20 protein-coding genes are annotated in these 20,389 nt (G+C 41.0%); 14 read left to right on the forward strand and 6 right to left on the reverse strand.

Features of this window, described 5'->3' with window-relative positions; genetic code table 11:
• The first annotated feature begins 57 nt into the window (after positions 1–57).
• The 6 genes from Q9R21_RS04725 (at position 58) to Q9R21_RS04750 (ending at position 6,427) form a co-directional block, all read left to right on the forward strand.
• Positions 58–1,479, forward strand: a complete 1,422-nt coding sequence (locus Q9R21_RS04725) for an FAD-dependent oxidoreductase (RefSeq protein ID WP_311203820.1) — start codon at positions 58–60, stop codon at positions 1,477–1,479.
• A gap of 181 nt (positions 1,480–1,660) precedes the next feature.
• Entirely contained in the window at positions 1,661–2,251 is a 591-nt protein-coding gene (locus Q9R21_RS04730) for a LemA family protein (RefSeq protein WP_311203821.1), read from the forward strand.
• Positions 2,252–2,280: 29 nt separating this feature from the next.
• Entirely contained in the window at positions 2,281–3,321 is a 1,041-nt protein-coding gene (locus Q9R21_RS04735; protein ID WP_311203822.1) for a TPM domain-containing protein, read from the forward strand.
• Positions 3,315–3,875 (forward strand): TPM domain-containing protein, encoded by a 561-nt coding sequence (locus Q9R21_RS04740; RefSeq protein WP_311203823.1) that lies wholly within the window; start codon positions 3,315–3,317, stop codon positions 3,873–3,875. The genes Q9R21_RS04735 and Q9R21_RS04740 overlap by 7 nt, the downstream gene beginning before the upstream one ends.
• A 218-nt stretch (positions 3,876–4,093) precedes the next feature.
• Positions 4,094–4,516, forward strand: coding sequence for a prepilin-type N-terminal cleavage/methylation domain-containing protein (locus Q9R21_RS04745; protein ID WP_404976563.1), 423 nt, complete (start codon positions 4,094–4,096; stop codon positions 4,514–4,516).
• A gap of 276 nt (positions 4,517–4,792) precedes the next feature.
• The gene (locus tag Q9R21_RS04750; protein ID WP_311203825.1) at positions 4,793–6,427 is read left to right on the forward strand and encodes a Wzy polymerase domain-containing protein; all 1,635 of its coding nucleotides are present in this window, start codon (positions 4,793–4,795) and stop codon (positions 6,425–6,427) included.
• A gap of 50 nt (positions 6,428–6,477) precedes the next feature.
• Here Q9R21_RS04750 and bfr read toward each other — a convergent pair whose 3' ends face one another.
• From bfr to gmk, 6 genes are all read right to left on the reverse strand, one after another.
• Entirely contained in the window at positions 6,478–6,942 is a 465-nt protein-coding gene (bfr, locus tag Q9R21_RS04755; protein WP_005101322.1) for a bacterioferritin, read from the reverse strand.
• 238 nt (positions 6,943–7,180) lie between these two features.
• The gene (locus Q9R21_RS04760) at positions 7,181–7,375 is read right to left on the reverse strand and encodes a bacterioferritin-associated ferredoxin (RefSeq protein WP_004644972.1); all 195 of its coding nucleotides are present in this window, start codon (positions 7,373–7,375) and stop codon (positions 7,181–7,183) included.
• Positions 7,376–7,595: 220 nt separating this feature from the next.
• Entirely contained in the window at positions 7,596–7,979 is a 384-nt protein-coding gene (locus tag Q9R21_RS04765; RefSeq protein WP_004644973.1) for a RidA family protein, read from the reverse strand.
• 75 nt (positions 7,980–8,054) lie between these two features.
• The gene (locus Q9R21_RS04770; protein WP_311203826.1) at positions 8,055–10,160 is read right to left on the reverse strand and encodes an HD domain-containing protein; all 2,106 of its coding nucleotides are present in this window, start codon (positions 10,158–10,160) and stop codon (positions 8,055–8,057) included.
• A gap of 215 nt (positions 10,161–10,375) precedes the next feature.
• Complete coding sequence (rpoZ, locus tag Q9R21_RS04775; RefSeq protein ID WP_004281186.1) at positions 10,376–10,657, reverse strand: DNA-directed RNA polymerase subunit omega; 282 nt, start codon at positions 10,655–10,657, stop codon at positions 10,376–10,378.
• Positions 10,658–10,733: 76 nt separating this feature from the next.
• Positions 10,734–11,357, reverse strand: a complete 624-nt coding sequence (gmk, locus tag Q9R21_RS04780; RefSeq protein WP_253147964.1) for a guanylate kinase — start codon at positions 11,355–11,357, stop codon at positions 10,734–10,736.
• 133 nt (positions 11,358–11,490) lie between these two features.
• On the opposite strand from gmk, the gene ispH reads away from it, so the two are divergent.
• The 8 genes from ispH to Q9R21_RS04820 all read left to right on the forward strand — a co-directional run bounded on the left by ispH (position 11,491) and on the right by Q9R21_RS04820 (position 20,342).
• Positions 11,491–12,441, forward strand: a complete 951-nt coding sequence (gene ispH / locus Q9R21_RS04785) for a 4-hydroxy-3-methylbut-2-enyl diphosphate reductase (RefSeq protein ID WP_311203827.1) — start codon at positions 11,491–11,493, stop codon at positions 12,439–12,441.
• A gap of 160 nt (positions 12,442–12,601) precedes the next feature.
• Positions 12,602–13,081, forward strand: a complete 480-nt coding sequence (locus Q9R21_RS04790; protein WP_311203828.1) for a prepilin-type N-terminal cleavage/methylation domain-containing protein — start codon at positions 12,602–12,604, stop codon at positions 13,079–13,081.
• Complete coding sequence (pilV, locus tag Q9R21_RS04795) at positions 13,075–13,590, forward strand: type IV pilus modification protein PilV (RefSeq protein ID WP_311203829.1); 516 nt, start codon at positions 13,075–13,077, stop codon at positions 13,588–13,590. Before Q9R21_RS04790 ends, pilV begins: the two co-directional genes overlap by 7 nt.
• Entirely contained in the window at positions 13,590–14,513 is a 924-nt protein-coding gene (locus Q9R21_RS04800; RefSeq protein ID WP_311203830.1) for a PilW family protein, read from the forward strand. Before pilV ends, Q9R21_RS04800 begins: the two co-directional genes overlap by 1 nt.
• The gene (locus Q9R21_RS04805) at positions 14,510–15,316 is read left to right on the forward strand and encodes a hypothetical protein (RefSeq protein ID WP_311203831.1); all 807 of its coding nucleotides are present in this window, start codon (positions 14,510–14,512) and stop codon (positions 15,314–15,316) included. Before Q9R21_RS04800 ends, Q9R21_RS04805 begins: the two co-directional genes overlap by 4 nt.
• A gap of 64 nt (positions 15,317–15,380) precedes the next feature.
• Positions 15,381–19,409 carry a PilC/PilY family type IV pilus protein gene (locus Q9R21_RS04810; protein WP_311203832.1) on the forward strand — a complete coding sequence of 1,343 codons (4,029 nt, stop codon included), beginning with the start codon at positions 15,381–15,383 and terminating at the stop codon, positions 19,407–19,409.
• Positions 19,393–19,905 (forward strand): type IV pilin protein, encoded by a 513-nt coding sequence (locus Q9R21_RS04815; protein WP_114541866.1) that lies wholly within the window; start codon positions 19,393–19,395, stop codon positions 19,903–19,905. Before Q9R21_RS04810 ends, Q9R21_RS04815 begins: the two co-directional genes overlap by 17 nt.
• Positions 19,899–20,342, forward strand: coding sequence for a type IV pilin protein (locus Q9R21_RS04820; protein ID WP_114541853.1), 444 nt, complete (start codon positions 19,899–19,901; stop codon positions 20,340–20,342). Before Q9R21_RS04815 ends, Q9R21_RS04820 begins: the two co-directional genes overlap by 7 nt.
• Positions 20,343–20,389: the final 47 nt, after the last annotated feature.

A 20,389-nucleotide genomic window follows, 5' to 3' on the forward strand; every position in this document is an offset into this window, starting at 1 on the left:
AACATAGGGAGATGTAAGGCAACTGTGAACCCCTTACATCTCCCCACGGAGAGAGACATGGCAGAACGCCTGAATAATGACTTTCAATTCCTGGATGTCGCACGCCAAGATCCAGAGAAAAAAGAGATTGATGTCCGCAAAGCAGAATTTGTGGAAATTTATAAGCCTTATACCGCGGAAATTGCAGCCAATCAGACGCATCGCTGCCTAGGCTGTGGTAACCCGTACTGTGAGTGGAAATGTCCGGTACATAACTACATTCCAAACTGGTTAAAACTGGTGTCTGAAGGCCGTTTGTTCCAGGCGGCTGAACTGTGTCATCAGACCAATACTTTGCCGGAAGTTTGTGGTCGTGTCTGTCCGCAGGACCGTCTGTGTGAAGGGGCGTGTACCCTGAACGACGGTTTCGGTGCGGTGACTATTGGTAATGCTGAAAAATATATCAATGATACCGCCTTTGCTTTGGGCTGGCGTCCAGATATGTCCAATGTGCAATGGACCAATAAAAAAGTCGCGATTATCGGGGCAGGTCCTGCAGGACTTGGCTGTGCGGATATTTTGGTGCGTAACGGGGTAAAACCTGTGGTCTTTGATAAACGTCCAGAAATTGGGGGGTTGCTGACTTTCGGTATTCCAGAATTCAAGATGGAAAAAGATGTGATGAAACGCCGCCGTGAAATTTTTACCGGTATGGGGGTGGAATTCCGTCTGAATACTGAGATTGGTACAGATGTGACGATTGACCAATTACTGGCTGACTACGATGCTGTATTTATGGGTATGGGAACATACACTTACATGAAAGGTGGTTTTGCTGGTGAAGATCTGGATGGTGTTTATGATGCTCTGGACTTCCTGATCGCGAATGTCAATCGTTGTCAGGGTTGGGAAAAAGATCCGTCTGAATACATCAGTGTTGAAGGCAAGAAAGTCATCGTTTTAGGTGGTGGTGATACGGCTATGGACTGTAACCGTACTTCGATCCGTCAAGGTGCCGAGTCAGTCGTCTGTGCCTACCGTCGTGATGAAGAAAACATGCCGGGTTCACGCCGTGAAGTACAAAATGCACGTGAAGAAGGGGTGAGTTTTCAGTTTAACCGTCAGCCGATCGAAGTTGTTGGTGAAAATGGTAAAGTGACCGGTGTGAAATTTATTACTACTCAGCTGGGTGAGCCAGACAGCCGCGGTCGCCGTAGTCCAGAGCCGATTCCAGGTTCAGAAGAAATTTTGACGGCAGATGCAGTTCTGCTGGCTTTCGGTTTCCGTACCAGCCCAGCCGACTGGTTCACTGATGTAGAAATCAATCTGGATGGTTCAGGTCGTGTCGTTGCCGCTGAACAGCAGCAATATAAATTCCAGACCTCAAATCCAAAAATCTTCGCTGGTGGTGATATGGTTCGTGGTTCTGATCTGGTGGTAACCGCAATCTGGGAAGGTCGTCAGGCAGCTGAAGGAATCCTGGATTATCTGGATGTTTAACAGTTGAAAATTCACTGAAGTCATTCAAACAACCCGCTACGGCGGGTTTTTTAATTTTAGTTGTCTTTAATTCAAAGATAGATAATTAAAAAGATTATAAAAAGTAACAAAACTTTAGAAAATACTGTTTAAAATCAAATTAATTATATAAATATTAATAAAGAATTGAGGACAAGATATCATGCGTGTATTCAAACAATCTCTTATCGCCTTGATGCTGGCCAGTACCTTGACCCTGAGTGGTTGCGGCTATAATACCTTGCAAGTCAAAGATGAAGCCGTAACGGCCGCGTGGTCCGAAGTCCAGAACCAGTATCAGCGCCGTGCCGATTTAGTACCTAATTTGGTGAATGTGGTCAAAGGCTATGCCTCGCATGAAGAGCAGGTTTTAACGGAAGTGACCCAAGCACGTGCCAATGTTGCCGGTTTAAAAGTAGATCGTGACGTACTGGAAGATCCTGAATTATTCCAGCGTTATCAGGAAGCACAGGCCCAGATGACCAGCGCCTTGTCTCGTCTTTTAGCTGTCACTGAGAATTATCCGGACCTGAAAGCGAATCAACAGTTCCGTGATTTACAGGTACAGCTGGAAGGCACTGAAAATAGAATCGCTGTGGCACGTAACCGTTATATTACCACGGTTCAGGACTTCAACTCTTATGCACGTCAGTTCCCGCAAGTCATGACCGCTAAAGTGATTGGTATGGACACCAAACCGAACTTTAGCGCCGAGCAAAGTGCACAGAAAGCGCCAACGGTTTCCTTTGAATAAGTAAGATCTGTAAATAAGCGAGAGATCAGATGTCCGAGATGCTGCTGAAATACTGTGCTGGTTTGCTTCTCATGCTGGGCATGGGAATAACCACGCTTGTTTCAGCAGAAACAGCCACGGCTACAGATACTGAAGAAGTCATCGTAGCCCGTGAAATCTTGCAGCCTAAAAATAATCAAAATACTCCAGCCCAAAATACAGAAACTGCAGCATCACAGCCACAAATTGCCAATGACATGGCGGAAGGGCAGCTTCAGCGCGACTTGCCCAGCCTGAATGAACCGGTCATTGATCAGGCAAATTTACTGAGTCCCGCTGAAAAACAGCAACTCAGTCAGCGTATTCTGAAACTTTATAATGAAGGCAAAGGGCAAATAGGTGTAGTTATTGTTCCGACCACCGGGCAGGAAGATATTTTTGATTACTCCATGCGCGTTGCTGAAGCCTGGCAGCTGGGTTCAGCCAAACGTGATAACGGTTTGTTGATGACCATTGCCATTAATGATCGCCGTATTCAAATTTTGACCGGTTATGGCTTGGAGGGGATTCTACCCGATATTGTAGCGGGCCGTATTATTCATGACAAAATTACGCCATTTTTTAAGCAAGGTCAGTATGCACAAGGCATTGATTCTGGACTAACCGAAATTGAACGTATTTTAAATTTAGATCCTGAAATTGCTGCACAGGCAGCGGATGAAATCAAAGAGCGCCAGGAGCAAGCTTATCAAGCTCAAAAAGCATCGCAAGCTACTTTTGGAAGCGTTATCTTTATTATTATTGCAGGTGTTATTGGCTCCATGATCTTTGGTAAACGTCTGAGTGCAGCGACTGCGGCAGTAGCAGGTACAGCCGCAGGCTTAGTGAATGGCTTAGGCTTGGTTGCTAGTTTAATGATTGGCGCAGGTATTTTCTTTTTATTGGTCACTTCTATTGCCCAGCTGATTTTACATGCCTTTTTAGCAGGTGGCGGCCGGGGCGGCGGTAGTGGCCGTGGTGGTTTTGGTGGCGGCGGCTTCGGCGGAGGCGGTGGTGGTTTTGGCGGGGGAGGAGCATCAGGCTCATGGTAACAACAACAGATACGACAGAAATTGTCACGCAGCCAAAGCTGGAAGAACGTGTACAGCCGAGTTTTAAGCGCTGGCTCAAGCATTTCTTTTATATGCCGGCAACCAAGCGCTTTTTTTCCAAGCAGGATCAGTATGCAATTGCCCTTGCGGTGGAAGAAGCTGAGCATGGACATGTGGGGGAGATTCAGGTCGTGATTGAAGGTTGTTTGCCTTCACGATCTGCCTATTATCAAGATACCTTATGTCGTGCCCGGCAGTTATTTGCGGAAATTGGTGTTTGGGATACCGAATATAACAGTGGAGTACTCCTGTATTTGAATCTGTGTGAACATAAGGTTGAGATTGTGATTGATCGAGGAATTAAAGAGGCAACGACCCAGCAAGTCTGGGATGAAATCTGCCAAAACATTATTCAACATCTCGCTCAGCATAAGTTTAAAGAAGGTGTCATTGAAGGAGTGAAGCAGATTGGGGAAGTACTAGATCAGTACTATGATCGTAAAATAGATGATTTAGAAAATGAATTGGGGAATAAACCGATTATTCTGGGGTGATTTTAGTCAACTAACTGACAAATTTTGTCAGTTAGTTACACAAAAGAAAACATAATAATTACAAAAATAAAAATATTTTTTTAAAGTGCTGTTTTTTATCTCAAAATTATTATAATAAAAGTTGGCATACTTAGTGCTAAATACAAAATAGGCTAAATTAGCTTTTGCTTAAGCTTATAAATAAACAAAAAACATTTGTGGAGAATGTTATGAAAACTATGCAAAAGGGTTTCACCCTTATTGAATTAATGATTGTTGTTGCAATTATCGGTATTTTGGCTGCCGTTGCGATTCCCGCTTACCGTGAATATGTATCAACTTCTTATGGTGCTGCTGCGATGGGCGGCGTAAATAATTTTGTACCTAAGGCTCAGGCATGTATTCAAACAGGTATTGGTTGTAGTAGCTTAAATACTGAAGTTACAACAAGTGCTAGTCCAACACCATCAGCACAAACAGTTGTTTATAAAACTGCTGATGTTGCAGAACAAACTCAAGCTGTTTTAACGGCAATTAATCAAGGTTGTAAAGTAATAGCTACTGTCACAGCTGAAGGTGCGGTCTCATTTACAACAGCTCCTAGCGCAGCTACTGGTGCTAGCGCAACCCAAGCTCAGTGTCAAAAAGGTGCTAAGCTATAATTACAAATGTTATATACATTTGAAACCTCTTGGATTAGCATTTGAAGTGCAACACCTTGTTGTTGCCATACTACCTGACTCGGACTTTTAAAGCCGAGTCTTTTTCTTGGAAGATGATTCAATCGTTGAGTAATTTCTGCAATATATGCATCCGTATAGTCATTAAAGTTACTCCCTTTTCGGGACTATTGTTTTTTTCTCTTCATAAAAAAGCAAATTATCTATTTATCTGCTTTTTGTTTATCATGTGCCAGACTTCTACCGCCTGATATTTCCATGAAATTCACGCTTGCACTTATCGCAGCAATCCTCATCTCCCTTGCATGGCTCATGCCCGTGCATTACCGTCCATGGGTCACGTACACAGGGGAGCTTTATGCATTCTTCGCATTATTTGCTATTGCTGCAGTTTGTATAAGAGAAAAATTAACACTACCAGCAATTGGTTTACCTTTATTATTACTCGCCTGTGTGCCATTTATACATTTTCTGGCAGGGCAGGTATTTTTCTTTAGCACCGCCATGATGGGCTTCATTTTTGTCTTTAGCTTTTGGTTTGTAAGTGCATTGGGTTATCACCTGTCAACAGGGAATTATAACCGAGAAGAAACCTTTACTAATCTGAGTTATGTGTTTCTAGCTTCAGGTACAGCTACAGGCATTATTGCCATTTGCCAATGGACGAATCTGGATTCTGTACTGCCAGGCATGGTCAATATCAGTGGTACACAGCGCCCCTATGCTAATTTCGCTCAGCCCAATAATATGGCAACTTTTTTAGTCATGGCATTGATGAGCTGCCTTTACTTATATGAAAAGAAAAAAATTCAGACCAAGTGGCTATTTGCCTGCGCTGCATTAATTGTTATGGGGGTTGCTTTAAGTCAGTCACGTACGGCCTGGGTAGCCGCGATCGCGATTATCCTGTATCTAGGTTTTTATCAATATAAAAGCGTTATTCGACTGAAATGGTATTACAGCATTGCTTGGTTCATTTTCTTTATTTTCTGCATTGTGGCTTTTCCATTACTCAGTCAGCTCGCTGCACAAGCGATGAATACGGACGTCGTACAAAGCAGGGATGTGGTATCTCGTGCTACGGGAGATATGTCACGTATTGCGATCTGGCAGCAAATGATTGCCGCGATTCAGGCTCAGCCATGGTCTGGCTATGGTTGGTATCAGACGAGTGCTGCGTTCGTTTCAATCAGCGATACCGTACAAGGACCTGTCTGGGTTCGTAGCGCGCATAATTTTATTATCGATTTCCTGCTCTGGAATGGATTGATCATCGGTCTGCCGTTCTTGGCCTACTTTGGTTATCTGGGCTATCAGTTACAACGCTGGGTGAATACGCCAGAATCAGTGATCGGTATTCTCATGATCGGGGCTTTTGTGACACATGCCATGTTTGAGTTTCCACAGCATTATGCCTATTTTCTGCTACCAGTCGGTTTTATTCTGGGTACGGTTCTGGCACAAAATCTAAAAATTAAAACAGTGGTTATGCCATTAATCGGTATGAAATTCATTTTTGCTGTTGGGTTACTTTTATTGATTGTAATTTATCGCGACTATGATGTTGCGGTGCCAAAACTTGGGCAAAGTATTCGTTATGAAAAACAGCCGGAAAAAATCACCAATGAAAAACCAATTTATTTGCTGACCGAGTTTAATCATCGCATTGCCTGGATTCGTCTGAATCCTTATAGCAAGGCATCTGCTGATCAGATTCTGGAAGGTGAACAAATGGTCTTGAGTTATCCGACTAAATATAACCTGATCAAATATGCCAAACTTTTAGCTTTTAATGGATATGAGGCGGAAGCCAAGCACCAGCTGCAACGCTTAAAGACCATTCAGAAAACTGAAATGAGTTATGAAGAATTAACGCAGGATGTACCTCGCTAAATACAAAAAAAGCCAGCAGATGCTGGCTTTTTCTTGGCTTAATTTTAAGTTTAGAGCTGACTTTGAATATAGTTTTCAATGCCAATGCTTTCGATCAAATCAATTTGTGTTGTGGTCCAGTCCAGATAGTTTTCTTCTTTCTCTAGGATTTCCTGAACCAGATCACGCGTCACATAATCCATTTGGGTTTCAGCCAATGCCACTGCTTTCTGGATGGCTTCAATATTCTCTTTGACTTTGCGTACATCACAATGCAGCACTTCTTGAGTATGCTGACCAATATACAGTTTGCCCAGATTTTGTAAATTCGGCAGACCTTCCAAAAATAAAATACGTTCAATAATTTTATCGGCATGTTTCATCTGAACAATGGATTCTTTATATTCTGCCGAGCCCAGTTTCTCAATGCCCCAGTCATTAAACATGCGCGAATGCAGGAAATACTGGTTAATGGCAGTTAAGTGGTGATACAACACCTGATTGAGCTGATTAATCACATCACGATTGCCTTTCATCGCATAACTCCATTTGGACCTGTTTTATCTTTCTAAGAAAGCGCTCTAATCCTGATAGTAAAGCAAGTCAGGGGCAAATGGCGAGTAATTTATGGAACAGCAAATGAAAATCGACATCGAATCGATCCAGACTCAGATGAGTGGCAATAAAAACCCGCCAGAGTCAAAGGCGGGGGAGGAGTAATGACCAAAGATCATTGTTTTTTCATTATGCTTATAGGGAGAAATCTTTTTAAATTTATGCTGCAACTGCTAGCCGTGCTGCAATTTGTGAAACCTCATCACTGATGATCATACGTGCTTCTGGTGCACAGCGGCCACAGCAAGTTCCCAAGTCCAACATATCGCGGACATCACGATAACTTTCAGCGCCATTTGCAATAGCATCTTTAATGTCTTGATCTGTAATGCCACGGCATAGACAAACGTACATAGGACACAACCACAGTGATTAAATAAGATAAGTAATATTATTGATAATTGTTATCGTTTGTCAATAAAAATCATTTGAAATAGCTTTTATCACGATTGATGATTTAGATAAAAAGTGACCATCTGAGCGGAAATCCAAGTGCTGCTCGGATTTCCACACAAAAGCGATTCATGATTTAGAATGAGATATTGCAGGGCGGGGATTGAGTGATTTTTATAACTTATTGATTAATGATGACAATACCATCCATTTCAACCAAAGCATCTTTAGGCAGGCTTGCGACACCTAAAGCAGCACGTGCTGGATAGGGCTGGGCAAAATACTCGCCCATAATCTGATTGACCAGTTGAAAGTGCGATAAATCGGTCAGGAAAATATTCAGTTTGGCGATATCTGCCAAAGAACCACCAGCGGCTTCACAGACTGCTTTTAAATTATCAAACACCCGGCGAATTTGCGCTTCAATGCCTTCAACCAGTTCCATACTATAAGGGTCCAGGCCAATTTGACCTGATAGATATAAGGTATCACCCACTAAAATGGCTTGCGAATAAGTGCCAATCGCAGCAGGGGCATTTTCAGTATGGATTACTTGGCGGGACATTAATTTCTCCTTTTATCATCGACATACATCATATTCGATCAATTCGGCCGATCAAAGCACTATCGTTTTAAATGATTAACTCGCTTTAGAGGCTTCACTGAAAACGACGGGCTGAGCCAGACGGATAATTCGCGGGAAACCGAAATACATGCGTAAATCCCGGATAATCTGTGCAATCTGTTTACGGTTATGCACCACGATATTGACGTAGGTTTTGTCATCCTGAGTACGCACCATTTCCACCCCAGAATGCGCTTTACGGCATTGGTAAATCAGGTCGGAAATCTGCTCGTCATTCATGTCCAAGTCAATGCTGAGATAGGCAGTAAAGCTGATATCTTCCAGATCATCAGAGGTCCACTGCAATAACATGATATTTTCTGGATGCTGATGCTGTTCATGCAGCAGGTTATGACAGCGCGCACGATGCACAATCAGACCGCGACGGGTCAAATGACCCTGAATCGGATCACCCAGCACAGGATTGCAGCAATGTGCATATTTGACATCGACACCTTCTGTTCCCTGAATCAGACGGTCTGAACTGGCGATATTCTGATGCTGATCTTGGGCAAATAAATGGTTGGCCACCAGTTGTGGTAATAAATCACCGACAGCAATTTGTTCAAACAGCTGTTCCTTGCTGGAAACATGGCGCCACTCCAAGAGGTTTTTCCAGTCGGCTTCAGTCAGATCGCGAATAGAACGATGAAACAGTTTCAGTGCGCGATTGAGTGCCTGTTGTCCGACCAGACGCTGTTCGTCTAGATCCTGATCGCGCAGAATATTCTGAATAGCACGACGAGCTTTCTGGGTATTAATAAAACTGAGCCAATCCGGATTCGGGGTGGCGAGGACATCAGTAATAATTTCTACCACCTGACCACTGACTAGAGGTGTTGAAAGGGGCTTGGTTTCATTATTAATTTTTGCACCCACCGCATGATTGCCTAGGAATAAACTCGCGGCATAAGCAAAGTCAACCGCCGTGGCGCCTTGTGGCAATTCATGTAAATGGCCGTGCGGGGTATAGACCCAGATTTTTTCTTGGTGCAGATAGTCCAGTAATTCACTAAAAGTGGTTTTGGCACATTCACCATCGACCAGGACATTCAGATTCTGCATCGAGGCCTGAATCGCAGAGCGGCAGGCTTGCGGGGCACTTTCACCGAGCACAACGCCAAAACGTGCTGCTTTACGCATCAGTTCGGTTTGAATGGTAAGCGATAGGGTCGTCTCTTCACCTTTTAGTCGCATCATCAAGGACTGGTTGCCCCCCGGTAATGGGCGGCGGATATGATCTTCATAACTCTGAATTTTAAAACTTTGCATAAGAATTTCTGCCAGTCGGTCACAATCAGCGATGCTCTGTAAAATAATTTCAAAAGCATGGCTGTGAGTCAATTCTTGCAGATCGATATCATTTTTAACGAAGTGGCGCAGTAGCTCAATATTGTTATTTTTCTTCTTGATTCGGCCTTGAATGGCATGCTGCTGTAGCAGTTCAGTCAGGTTCTTTTCCCATTTGGCCTGATATTCACAGCGTTTCGGCTTGGTTTCCTGTAGTGCAGTCTGAACGTTGTTATACATGTCCAGATCAAGGTTCTGATAACACAGATGTTCTAGGTTATCAGCCATTTCATTCATGCCGACAATACGCGCCATCGGCACAAAAATTTCAAAGGTTTCGCGGGCAATACGCGCGCGTTTGTCCGGACGCAGTGCCTCCAGGGTAGTCATGTTGTGATAGCGGTCGGCCAGTTTCACAATAATGACACGTGGATCTTGTAAGGTGGCTTGCAGAATTTTCCGGAATGAAGCGGCTTTATTATATTCTTTATCGCTGGAATGACTCAGTTTGGTCACGCCATCGACCAGTTCGGCTACAGTAAAACCAAAAGTCTCGGTAATATCGTCTTTGTTAAAGTCGGTATCTTCAATCACATCATGCAGCAGTGCGGCCATCAGCGTTTCAGGGTCAAGACGCATATGCGCCAGAATACAGCTGACCGCAATCGGATGCAAAATATAGGGTTCGCCACTTTTACGCACAATCCCGTCATGGGCAATATCTGCATAATCACAGGCCGCAAGCACACGTTCGACATCGCTTTCACTTAAATACGCATCGATAATGATCTCTAACTGCTGCTTGGCTTGACTGACCTGTGGGCCTGGCATAAAACACCTTTTTCAACTGAATTTTTTACAAATAAAACCTGAAAGCATTCTAGAAATGTGAATTTCCTGGCTTGATGGTTTTTTGCTACTACAGAGCAGAAAACCCATTCAAACTTGATAGCTAACCCTTATGTTATAACCGTTCTGGCATAAATATAAAAGTCACATAACAAAAAAAGCCTAGTTTAGAACTAGGCTTTTTAAGTGACGATCTCTTATTGGAAAGAAAAACCGTCTAAGTTTAGATTATTTGCAGAAAGTGCAAGATCCAGACTTGATGTTTGATAGTCTTGATCACGTTGTTTCAAAATGTCTTTTGATACATGACCTGAAGCGATTTCACGTAAAGCAACAACAGTCGGTTTGTCATTGTCCCATTCTACAGTTGGTTCAATACCTTGACGTGCCAATTGACGCGCGCGCTTGCTTGCCACTAGTACAAGCTCAAAGCGGTTGTCTACATGGTCTAAACAATCTTCAACGGTGACGCGTGCCATAAGAATTCTCGTTTGAATAATAAATTTTAACAGACTGCACAGTATAAAAGGCTTTGTCTATAGACTCAAGTTTTAATCACTGCCCAGTCGGCGTAATCAGTTTCTGGATCAGTTTTTCATGACGGTTGGCTTGCTGACTCAGTACCAGACGATTGGCGATAATCACCGCTTCCAGGTCATGCAGCGCCTTATTAAAGTCGTCATTAATAATGATATAGTCAAAGTTACTATATTGCTGCATATCTTCTACCGCGCAGCTGAGACGATGCTCAATCACATCAACTGCGTCAGTACCACGGTTAGACAGGCGTTCACGCAAGTCGAACTGACTTGGTGGCAAGATAAAAATTTGTTTAGATTCAGGAAAAAGTCGACGAACCTGTTGCGCACCTTGCCAGTCAATTTCCAGTAGCACATCATGACCTTTGGCCAGTTGTTCTTTGACTGTGGCTTGCGCGGTACCGTAGTAATTACCAAATACTTCGGCGTATTCGATAAAACCGCCTTCATTGACCAGATTTAAAAAATCTTCTTTATTGGAGAAATGATAGTGTACGCCATCGAGTTCGCCAGGTCGTTGACCGCGTGTGGTGTGTGACACAGAAACGTGAAGATTGTTGACACGCTCAAGTAGGGCTTTAACAAGGGATGTTTTGCCTGTTCCAGACGCTGCAGAAACGACAAACAAGAGACCCGACATGATATTTTTCCTGATATGATAAAATATCTTCTCTATTTTAGAGTAGAGCGGCTTTAAACTAAATAGTTGTCAGTCGATTGTTTACATTTATTTCAATTGAACCGCTAAAAATGGTGTGAGTATTGAGGATTCTATGGAAATTGTTTTAGCCAACCCACGTGGTTTTTGTGCTGGTGTAGATCGTGCCATTGCGATCGTGAACCGTGCCCTAGAATGCTTTAATCCACCGATTTATGTGCGGCATGAAGTGGTGCATAATAAATTTGTGGTCGATGACTTGCGTCAGCGTGGTGCGATTTTTGTCGATGAACTCGATGAGGTACCTGACGATAATATCGTGATTTTTAGCGCGCATGGTGTTTCTAAAGCAGTACAACAAGAAGCTGAGCGTCGTGGTCTGAAGGTTTTTGATGCGACTTGTCCCTTGGTGACTAAGGTACATATTGAAGTCACCAAATATGCCCGTGAAGGTGTAGAAGCGATCCTGATTGGTCATGAAGGTCACCCTGAAGTCGAAGGTACCATGGGGCAATATGACAAAAAAAATGGTGGTGAGATTTATCTGGTTGAAGATGAAGAAGATGTCGCCGCTTTAACGGTACGCAATCCTGAAAAAGTCGCTTTTGTCACGCAAACCACTTTATCAATTGATGATACAGCGAAAGTGATTGATGCTCTTCGCCAGAAATTTCCGCTGATCCAAGGTCCGCGTAAAGATGATATTTGCTACGCTACACAGAACCGTCAGGATGCGGTGCGTGACTTGGCTGAACGCTGTGATGTCGTACTTGTTGTCGGTTCACCAAACTCTTCAAATTCAAACCGCCTACGTGAGCTGGCTGAACGTATGGGTAAAGCGGCATATTTAGTGGATAATGCAGATGAGCTCAAACAGGATTGGTTTGCAGAAAAGATCCAGATAGGGGTGACAGCAGGCGCATCTGCACCGGAAATTCTGATTAAACAAGTCATTCAGCGTTTACAGGATTGGGGTGCACAAGCGCCAAAAGAGCTGGATGGGCGGGAAGAAAATATTACCTTTAGTCTACCTAAAGAGTTACGTATTCCTGTAACACAGGCTTAGAATGTTAACTGTTTAATATTCTGTTTCTTATTTAAAAATAAGCAGATAACTGGGAAATGACAGTTATCTGTTTTTTTATGCCTTTTATCTGTTCTGTGTAGGTTTTGTAACTTTAATGCGTATTATTTTAACTAGGCCAAAGTTTTGCCTGGGGGAGAGTATGCAGAAAAATAAAGGATTCACTTTAATTGAGCTGATAGTGACGATTGCGGTATTGGCTATTGTGGCTTCAATAGCCGCTCCTTCATTTGTAAGTACTTTAGCTTCTCAAAATTTAAATAGTGCAAGTAATGAAATTGCTTCAGCATTAGGAGAGGGAAGAAGTCGAGCTATGGTGATAGGTAATACTGTAGTAGTTTGTCCTAACAAAGATGTAGCTGGCGCTAATGTAACAGAGGCTATATGTGTAAATAAATTATTATCTTCTGCTGATGCAAACCAATTTATTGATCAAAAGAGAGTAATTCTTGTAAATCTTCCTAAGAAAGTTGAGATTAAATCTAATAATTATGGGGTGGTATTTAAGGCAAACGGTACTACTTCTTCTGTTACCTCAATAATAACATGCTCAAAGAACATAAGTAGAACTATAAATGTTGCTTTAATTGGGTCGTTAACTCAAACCAAAGGTACATGTTAATGATAAGTAGAAATCAAAAAGGCATAGGCATGGTTGAGGTATTGGTATCTCTTGTTTTATTGGCTATTGGGGTCCTTGGATATACCGCTTTGCAATTACGTGCAATTGAGGCGGGGGATGAAGCATTGGTTAAATCACAAGCTACTATGTTGTTACGTGGCTTAACAGAGAGTATACGTGCAAATCCTCAAGGTCAAAGCAGTTATCCGGCAGCTGTAAGAACTTATACATCTCAGAATGCACCTAGTGCGCCTAAAAGTTGTCTCAATACAACATGTAAACCTGCGCAGATGGCAACTTATGAAGCTTATTTAGTGGCACGAGCTGCGAATCAAATCGGCGTCATGATTACTATGAATGAATGCCCAGGAGTTAATTCAATTAAAAGACAATGCATATTTGCAGCTTGGGAAAATACACTAATATCTTCAAATAATTATTCAGCGTGTATGAGTTCTGGTGGTGTGTATGTAGCAAATGCTCGATGTGTAATGATGGAGGCATATTAATGAATAATAAGTTTTCGAATAGTGCTTTTCATCAAGCAGGTTTTACTTTAGTTGAATTAATTGTAGCACTTGCTTTGGGGTTATTAATTACAGCCGCTGCAACGCAATTGTTCTTGGGGGGAATCGTTACGACTCGCATCCAACAAGCGAATGCAGAATTACAAGATAGCGGAGTTTTTGGGCTAGATTATATTGCTAGAGATATTCGTTTAGCTAATTATGGCAATATTAGTAATCCTGAATTAACTAATACTACTCCACAAGGTGGGATTGTACTTTCTCAAGGGGCTTCAGGCACTGTAAATGTATCTAAAGATATAGGCAATAATTCAGTTACACGTAGTGGATTAACTTCAAATGTGAGTGATGCAAGTGACCAGCTTACTATTCAGTTTACGGCACCAAATGATATGTTTAATTGTGAAGGTGAAGAAATAAAAACAGGGGAATATGTAATTCAACGTTATTTCTTGAGAAAAGATACTAATGGGGGCGAGAAAGATTTAGTACTTGCTTGTGATGCTAACAAAAAGGGTGCAATGTCGGCTGCAAATATTACAGATTTTGGAGGGACTCAACTAGGTGAAGTGATTATGCCTAGAGTTGATCATTTAAGATTTTATTTAGGTGCTATGACTAAAAGTGGCGCTACTGTAACATCAACTGCATACTATACAATAAGTGAATATATCTCTGCTGCAAATGCCGCTCGTAATGCAGGTCAGCCCGTTCCAAGAATTACCTCTATAAAAGCAGCTGTAATTGTAAGGTCTATAGACAACACAAACAATCAACTCATTGATCCAACGAAATCTATATTGTTTTTAGAAAAATCAGTGACGCTTACTAATCAGACCAAGCATTTAAGAAGAACATATATGACAACTATTGCAATACGTAATGGTATGGGGGATGCAATATGATTAACTATCAAATTTACGCTCCTCAGCGTGGAGCGACACTGCTTGTAGTCATGATGATGTTGCTAATTTTAACTGTAATAGGGGTACTTGCTATCCGCGTGGCAATGACAAGTTTAAATATCTCGACACATACTCAGCTTGGCCAATTTCTAAGTCAAACTGCTGATACACCAATTAATCAATTATACACAAGCAATTTATCAAACTTGGTAGATTTGAGTGGTGCGATTGGCTACGCGCTTCAAGACTCAAAATTAGAACCAGGAAATGAATATATATTTTGCTATAAACCACTGTCTAATGAAAAATTTGCAGCCTCTTTGGGTGTTGCTGTTAAACGACCTCCAGCAACTAAAACAGCTAAAGCTGCACTTGTTTCTGGGGGGGCAGATGCTTTCTGTAATTTAAGCTCTGATTTTGGCAGTAGCCGCGAAGCAGTTGTTACACAGGTAGCTGTCAAAATTCCCAATGATGCAGAAGAAGATTTGAAACCTGGGGCCTTATTAAGCCGTGGAAATAATTTAAGCTCGGGTACTATCATGCCAAAGAACGTTGTTGAGCAACAAAGAATTCGAGTTACTACTACTTCTATAGTGCCAAGCTTTACTAAAAATTTGGATGCAGCTCAAAATTGTATTGGAACAGGAAGTGGTAATGCAGGTTACATCAGTGATGATACAAGTAGTGATACTAAGGGATTTGAAACAATTGCGACTTGCTTAGCCAAACTTGGTGTTCCAGTAAATTCTCAGACTCAAGAATTTAATTTGCAGACAATTTTTACTCAGACTCAAGCTCCTTGATTGAGAGGATAATACAATGAAAACACACATAAATACCTCATCAGTTGTTTCAAGGTTTAAAATAATGAATTTACGTCCATTAGTAATTTCTTGTTTGTCATTTATGGGTACTTGTGTTTTAACAGCGTCCGTGGCACAAGCAAGCGATTTACAGATTTATGCGACACCTGAAGCTGGTCAAAAAACTATCGTTATGATGCTTGATACATCAGGTTCAATGGGGTCAATTGACTCTAATACAAAGAATAATTATTCAAATCGTGATGATTTTAACTCTATTTATCAGGATTATGGTATTGGACGGTCGTGTAGAACAGATAGTAGCGGGAATTATAGTTCTTCAGGTACTACTCCTAGCTATACACGTAAATTTTGTACTGCGACTAGTTTAACAGCTGCACAGGTAGTTAATTTAGTTGATGCTGGATGTGAGAAAGTCACGAATTCAAGTGTTAAATGTTATGATCGTATGACGAGACTTAAGGATGGATTATTTAAGCTGCTCGATAGTGAAGATTCGGAATTATTTACTACGCGAATTGGTTTAGGACATTTTTCTTATAATGGTAATGGGGATAATGCAGCAATTCTAGTAGCGGCTAAAGAGTTAGGAAGAAAAAATTCTACGCAGCGTACACTGTTAAAAACAAAAATTGCAGAATTAACTGCACAAGGAGGTACTCCAACAGCACATGCTTATGCTGAAGCCGGTGCATATTTAATGGGTACAAATACAGTTAAACGAGTTAATGTAAAGGTTGATAAATATCGCACAAGAGTTGTTCAGGAACCTGATCAGTACGGATGTGACCAAGCCTCTGACTACAAGTACTATATTAAAAGAACGATTATTTCTCCATATAGGTGCTATAAGGTAACTAACCCAGGAATTACTTCATCTTATATTGATCCAATCGTGACTCGTTATAAAGATGTTATTAAGAGCGATCTTTGTGATAACTATCAAAGCGTGGATTATGATAATGCTGTCCAGAAGTGTAGAAACGACGCTTGGACGGAAGCTTCAATTCCCAACAATTACGTAAAGGATGGTAGTTATACCGATAATAATGCCACTATACATTATAGTTATGAAATAAAAACGGATGGAACCAGTACATATAGCGGTTTCCTGAACTCTGATGTGGGTGATATAAGGGATGATTTTAATTATAAATCTCCACTACCTGAAGTAGCTAAAAGACAAAGTTGTGATGGTCAGGGGGTTTATATCCTATCCGATGGAGAAGCAAACAACTCTTCTTCAAATAATGCATCACCAATTATGCAAAAAGCTCTATTAAATTTCGGCAATGATTTTAAATGTCCAACCACTGGTGGGTTAATGACTGGAGGTACGGGTGCTTGGCACTGTATGGGTGAGTTCGCAAAGTACTTATTTAATAAAGAGAAAAATCCAAGTGGAACTTCAATTCAAACAGCCTTTGTAGGTTTTGGTAAACAATTTTCAGGCTTGGATACGGATTATGTAGAAGCAGCATGTAAATTAAGTTCAAGAACACAGCCAGATCGTCGAAATAGTGATAAATGTTCCCCTAGTATTGGAACCAGTTCGGTGGAGTGGCCAGGTTATGGTAATGGTGGCTTTTTTGAAACCCAATCAACTGATGGAATTACTGATAGTGTTATTCAATTTATTAAGAATCTTGGTGATACACAGATAGAACCTTTATCTACAGGCGCTATTTCTGTGCCTGTAGACGCTTTAAATCCAAATGGTTTTCAGCCGTATGGTTATTTGCGCGCATTATCTCCCAATCCAGGACAACAAGTATCAATCTGGATAGGAAACTTAAAAAAATACGATATTAATAATGGTGCTTTGGTCGATGGCTCTAAAACAATTTTTAATGAAGTAGGGAAATTTGATCTAACCACTAAAGACTTATGGAATCCAACAAGTGTTGCTGATGGCGGTATGGTAAATCAAGGTGGAGTTTTCTGGAATTTACCAATGCCAACACAAGCAGTAAGCGCAGTCAATGCGAATCCTGACCTTAATATTAGAGCGGTACCAGCGATAACTGCAAATCCGAATGGACTGCGTAATTTATATACAGATGTTTCTAAAGTAGAAAATAATCAACTCATATCTAAAACTTCAGGAGAGTTATTAAAAATTCCAGATGTTGCAAGTGGAACAGTTACATCTGGAGCAAATGTTTTAGATAAATTTAAGAATCAAGACGTATTGAAATCCTTTTCTCTAGAAATCAAACATAGATTATTAAATTATCTTGGGTATGATTTAGGCGAATCTATAGCAACAGGCTTGCCAGCAACTTTACCCGTACCTACTAAGCCATTTGTAAGTTTAGGGGGGAGTATTCATTCATATCCATTGCAACTCACATACTCGGGTGAAATCAACGCGAATGGTGATTTAACTTCAGTTAGAAAACAATCTGTTATGTTCGGTAGTATGGAAGGAGGCTTACATATTGTCGATGCTAAAACAGGTGTTGAACAGTCAGTATTCGTTCCTGCGGAAATATTGAAAAATCCTGAGGCAGCGAAAGCTTTAAGAGCTGGTCAGGCAGGTGATATCCAACATGGTATTAGTGGAGCCTGGATTTCAGATACTGCTTATGAAATAAAACGTGGCACTAGCACAACGAGCTCAGCTGTTACTGCTAAAAAAATGAATGTGTATGGTGGTATGCGCATGGGGGGCAATAGCTATTATGCCCTGGACCTCTTAAATGAAAATAAGCCTAAATTATTATTTAGAGTTGGCAATGATTTAGCCAATTATACACGTATGGGGCAAACGTGGTCTAAGCCGGTTTTAGCCAATATCCGTTATAAAAATAAGATTCGTCGTGTAATGATTGTTGGGGGGGGATATGATATGTGTTATGAAGACCCAAGATTTAGATTAGGTCAAAATAACACTTCAGATTTTGGTGGTAGTTCTTGTAAAAAATCGGAGGCTTTAGGAAATGCTGTCTATATTATTGATGCAGAAACTGGTGAACGCATCTGGTGGACAAGTCATACTGGATCAAATAAAGATAATACTGATTTGAAACATAGTGTTGCTACTCGTATCAGCACTTTAGACCGAGATGGAGATAACTTAGTTGATCATCTGTATTTTGGTGATTTGGGTGGACAAGTCTTCCGTATTGATCTAAATAATAAAAAAGATACAGCTACAGCAAGTTTTGGACATAATGTTATTCGTTTGGCTAACTTGGCGACTACTGAATCTGGAGCAGCTATTACTAATGGTGATGCACCGCGATTCTATCAACCACCCACCATTACAATTCATGATGAAGGGAGCGATACTTTTATTTTGGTAGCAATTGCTTCTGGTGATCGTAGTACACCTCTAGATGTTGCACCAAGTAAAGGTCGTGAATCAATCAAACCTTTTGATCCTTTGCAAAATCGGCCAACAAATAAAGTATATGGCTTAATTGACCGTGACTTTGTTGAGCGTGATTTGTATAAATCTACATATACAACATTTAAGTCAAAGGATATCACGTTAAACCAACTTCAAAAAAATCCACAAACATTGCTTTCTTTTACAGCAGTAAAAAATACTTTCTTTGGAGGAAGTCCTAAACATGGATGGTATCGTTCATTATCGAGTGATTATTTAGGTAATGAAGTTGCAAGCCGTACACCAGGTGGAGTTAAGGCGTTTGAAGAAGAACCTATTGCGATTAAGGATAACTTATTTATACCTGTATATGATCCAGAAGGTACAGGTGTAGAAGATGCTGATCCATGTCAGCCACGTATTATAGGTGAGTCTAATCGTCAACAGTATTGCTTGCCTTATGGTACTTGTTATAAGGAGGGCAATAAAGATATCGAAGCTGAAAAACGTACTGGTATGGTTATGTTGAATGGTGTGAACCAGAATGTACTGGGTTCAGGTATTCGAGGAATTGCCCTTGGTCCCACTGGTGGTTCGGGCGGTGGTGGAACAACTGATGATCCAAATAGCTGTGGAGCATTAACATTGATAGGTAATATTAAAGGGGCGGGAGAATGGAAATGCTCACGTATTTTGAATCCAATACGATGGTATGAAAAAAATGTCTCACCTAAATAATAAAATAAGTAATACTATTAGGATAACTAATAGTATTACTTTCCTAAAAAATGGATTCACACTGATTGAATTGATGGTTGTTGTAGTAATATTGGCGATTATTACTGCAATAGCATTGCCGTCTTATACTGCATATACGCGTAAGGCGGCTGTATCTCAAGCTGAACAAGAAGTCCAGAAGATTGCTGAACAATTGGAGCGTCATAAGTCGCGTAATTTTAGCTATAAAGGTTTTGATCCTGGTTATATTTATGGGCAATCAAGCCCAATGGTATCTGTATCAGTAAAAAACTATACTCTTACGATACGGGATTTAGACTCACAAAAATTACTCACCTCAACAGATCGAGATATGCGCGGACAAGGTTGGGCAATTAAAGCTGAAACGACAGATAGCCAAAATTATAACCTTCTCATGACTAGTACGGGTATTCGCTGTAAATCTAAAACAACTATTTCAAGCTATCAATCCTGCTCAGGGGATGAAACATGGTAAAATACTTTAAACAGGGTTTTACTCTCATTGAGGTTTTAATTGCAGTGGCAATTGTCGGGATATTGGCCATGATTGCTTATCCATCTTATACGCAGTATGTGATTAAGACTAAGCGTGTTGATGTACAAAGTAAAATGATGGAAATTTCCCAAAAGTTAACCCAGTACAAAGCAGCTAATGGTAATTTTACTGGCGCAACTATTACAGATAATAATATATATGGCAGTAATGCTTTTCCTCAAACAGGCGATACAACTTATACATTCACTTTGAATATACCGAATGCAAACTCATGGACTCTGACTGCAGAACCTGCAAACTCAAGCACCCAAGATGGCAATGGATGGATTTGCTTAAATAATCAAGGTCAAAAATACTGGGTGAAGGGTTCAACTACTTGTTTGCTTTCAGCTACCTCCAACTGGGACGGTCGCTAACCTAAATCCAAAATTCTACCTAAACACTTTTTGATCTTTCATTCAGG

Source organism: Acinetobacter sp. RG5, from assembly GCF_031844265.1.
In the GTDB taxonomy this organism is placed as follows: Bacteria; Pseudomonadota; Gammaproteobacteria; order Pseudomonadales; family Moraxellaceae; genus Acinetobacter.

Bases quoted from the DNA above. Each gene is read 5' to 3' on its own strand.
- Q9R21_RS04800 (WP_311203830.1), top strand. From the start codon at position 13,590: ATGAATAATAAGTTTTCGAATAGTGCTTTTCATCAAGCAGGTTTTACT.
- Q9R21_RS04740 (WP_311203823.1), top strand. From the start codon at position 3,315: ATGGTAACAACAACAGATACGACAGAAATTGTCACGCAGCCAAAGCTG.
- gmk (WP_253147964.1), bottom strand. From the start codon at position 11,357: ATGTCGGGTCTCTTGTTTGTCGTTTCTGCAGCGTCTGGAACAGGCAAA.
- bfr (WP_005101322.1), bottom strand. From the start codon at position 6,942: ATGAAAGGCAATCGTGATGTGATTAATCAGCTCAATCAGGTGTTGTAT.
- Q9R21_RS04805 (WP_311203831.1), top strand. From the start codon at position 14,510: ATGATTAACTATCAAATTTACGCTCCTCAGCGTGGAGCGACACTGCTT.
- Q9R21_RS04815 (WP_114541866.1), top strand. From the start codon at position 19,393: ATGTCTCACCTAAATAATAAAATAAGTAATACTATTAGGATAACTAAT.
- Q9R21_RS04790 (WP_311203828.1), top strand. From the start codon at position 12,602: ATGCAGAAAAATAAAGGATTCACTTTAATTGAGCTGATAGTGACGATT.
- pilV (WP_311203829.1), top strand. From the start codon at position 13,075: ATGTTAATGATAAGTAGAAATCAAAAAGGCATAGGCATGGTTGAGGTA.
- Q9R21_RS04810 (WP_311203832.1), top strand. From the start codon at position 15,381: ATGAATTTACGTCCATTAGTAATTTCTTGTTTGTCATTTATGGGTACT.
- rpoZ (WP_004281186.1), bottom strand. From the start codon at position 10,657: ATGGCACGCGTCACCGTTGAAGATTGTTTAGACCATGTAGACAACCGC.
- Q9R21_RS04765 (WP_004644973.1), bottom strand. From the start codon at position 7,979: ATGTCCCGCCAAGTAATCCATACTGAAAATGCCCCTGCTGCGATTGGC.
- Q9R21_RS04770 (WP_311203826.1), bottom strand. From the start codon at position 10,160: ATGCCAGGCCCACAGGTCAGTCAAGCCAAGCAGCAGTTAGAGATCATT.
- Q9R21_RS04745 (WP_404976563.1), top strand. From the start codon at position 4,094: ATGCAAAAGGGTTTCACCCTTATTGAATTAATGATTGTTGTTGCAATT.
- Q9R21_RS04750 (WP_311203825.1), top strand. From the start codon at position 4,793: ATGAAATTCACGCTTGCACTTATCGCAGCAATCCTCATCTCCCTTGCA.
- ispH (WP_311203827.1), top strand. From the start codon at position 11,491: ATGGAAATTGTTTTAGCCAACCCACGTGGTTTTTGTGCTGGTGTAGAT.
- Q9R21_RS04730 (WP_311203821.1), top strand. From the start codon at position 1,661: ATGCGTGTATTCAAACAATCTCTTATCGCCTTGATGCTGGCCAGTACC.
- Q9R21_RS04760 (WP_004644972.1), bottom strand. From the start codon at position 7,375: ATGTACGTTTGTCTATGCCGTGGCATTACAGATCAAGACATTAAAGAT.
- Q9R21_RS04725 (WP_311203820.1), top strand. From the start codon at position 58: ATGGCAGAACGCCTGAATAATGACTTTCAATTCCTGGATGTCGCACGC.
- Q9R21_RS04820 (WP_114541853.1), top strand. From the start codon at position 19,899: ATGGTAAAATACTTTAAACAGGGTTTTACTCTCATTGAGGTTTTAATT.
- Q9R21_RS04735 (WP_311203822.1), top strand. From the start codon at position 2,281: ATGTCCGAGATGCTGCTGAAATACTGTGCTGGTTTGCTTCTCATGCTG.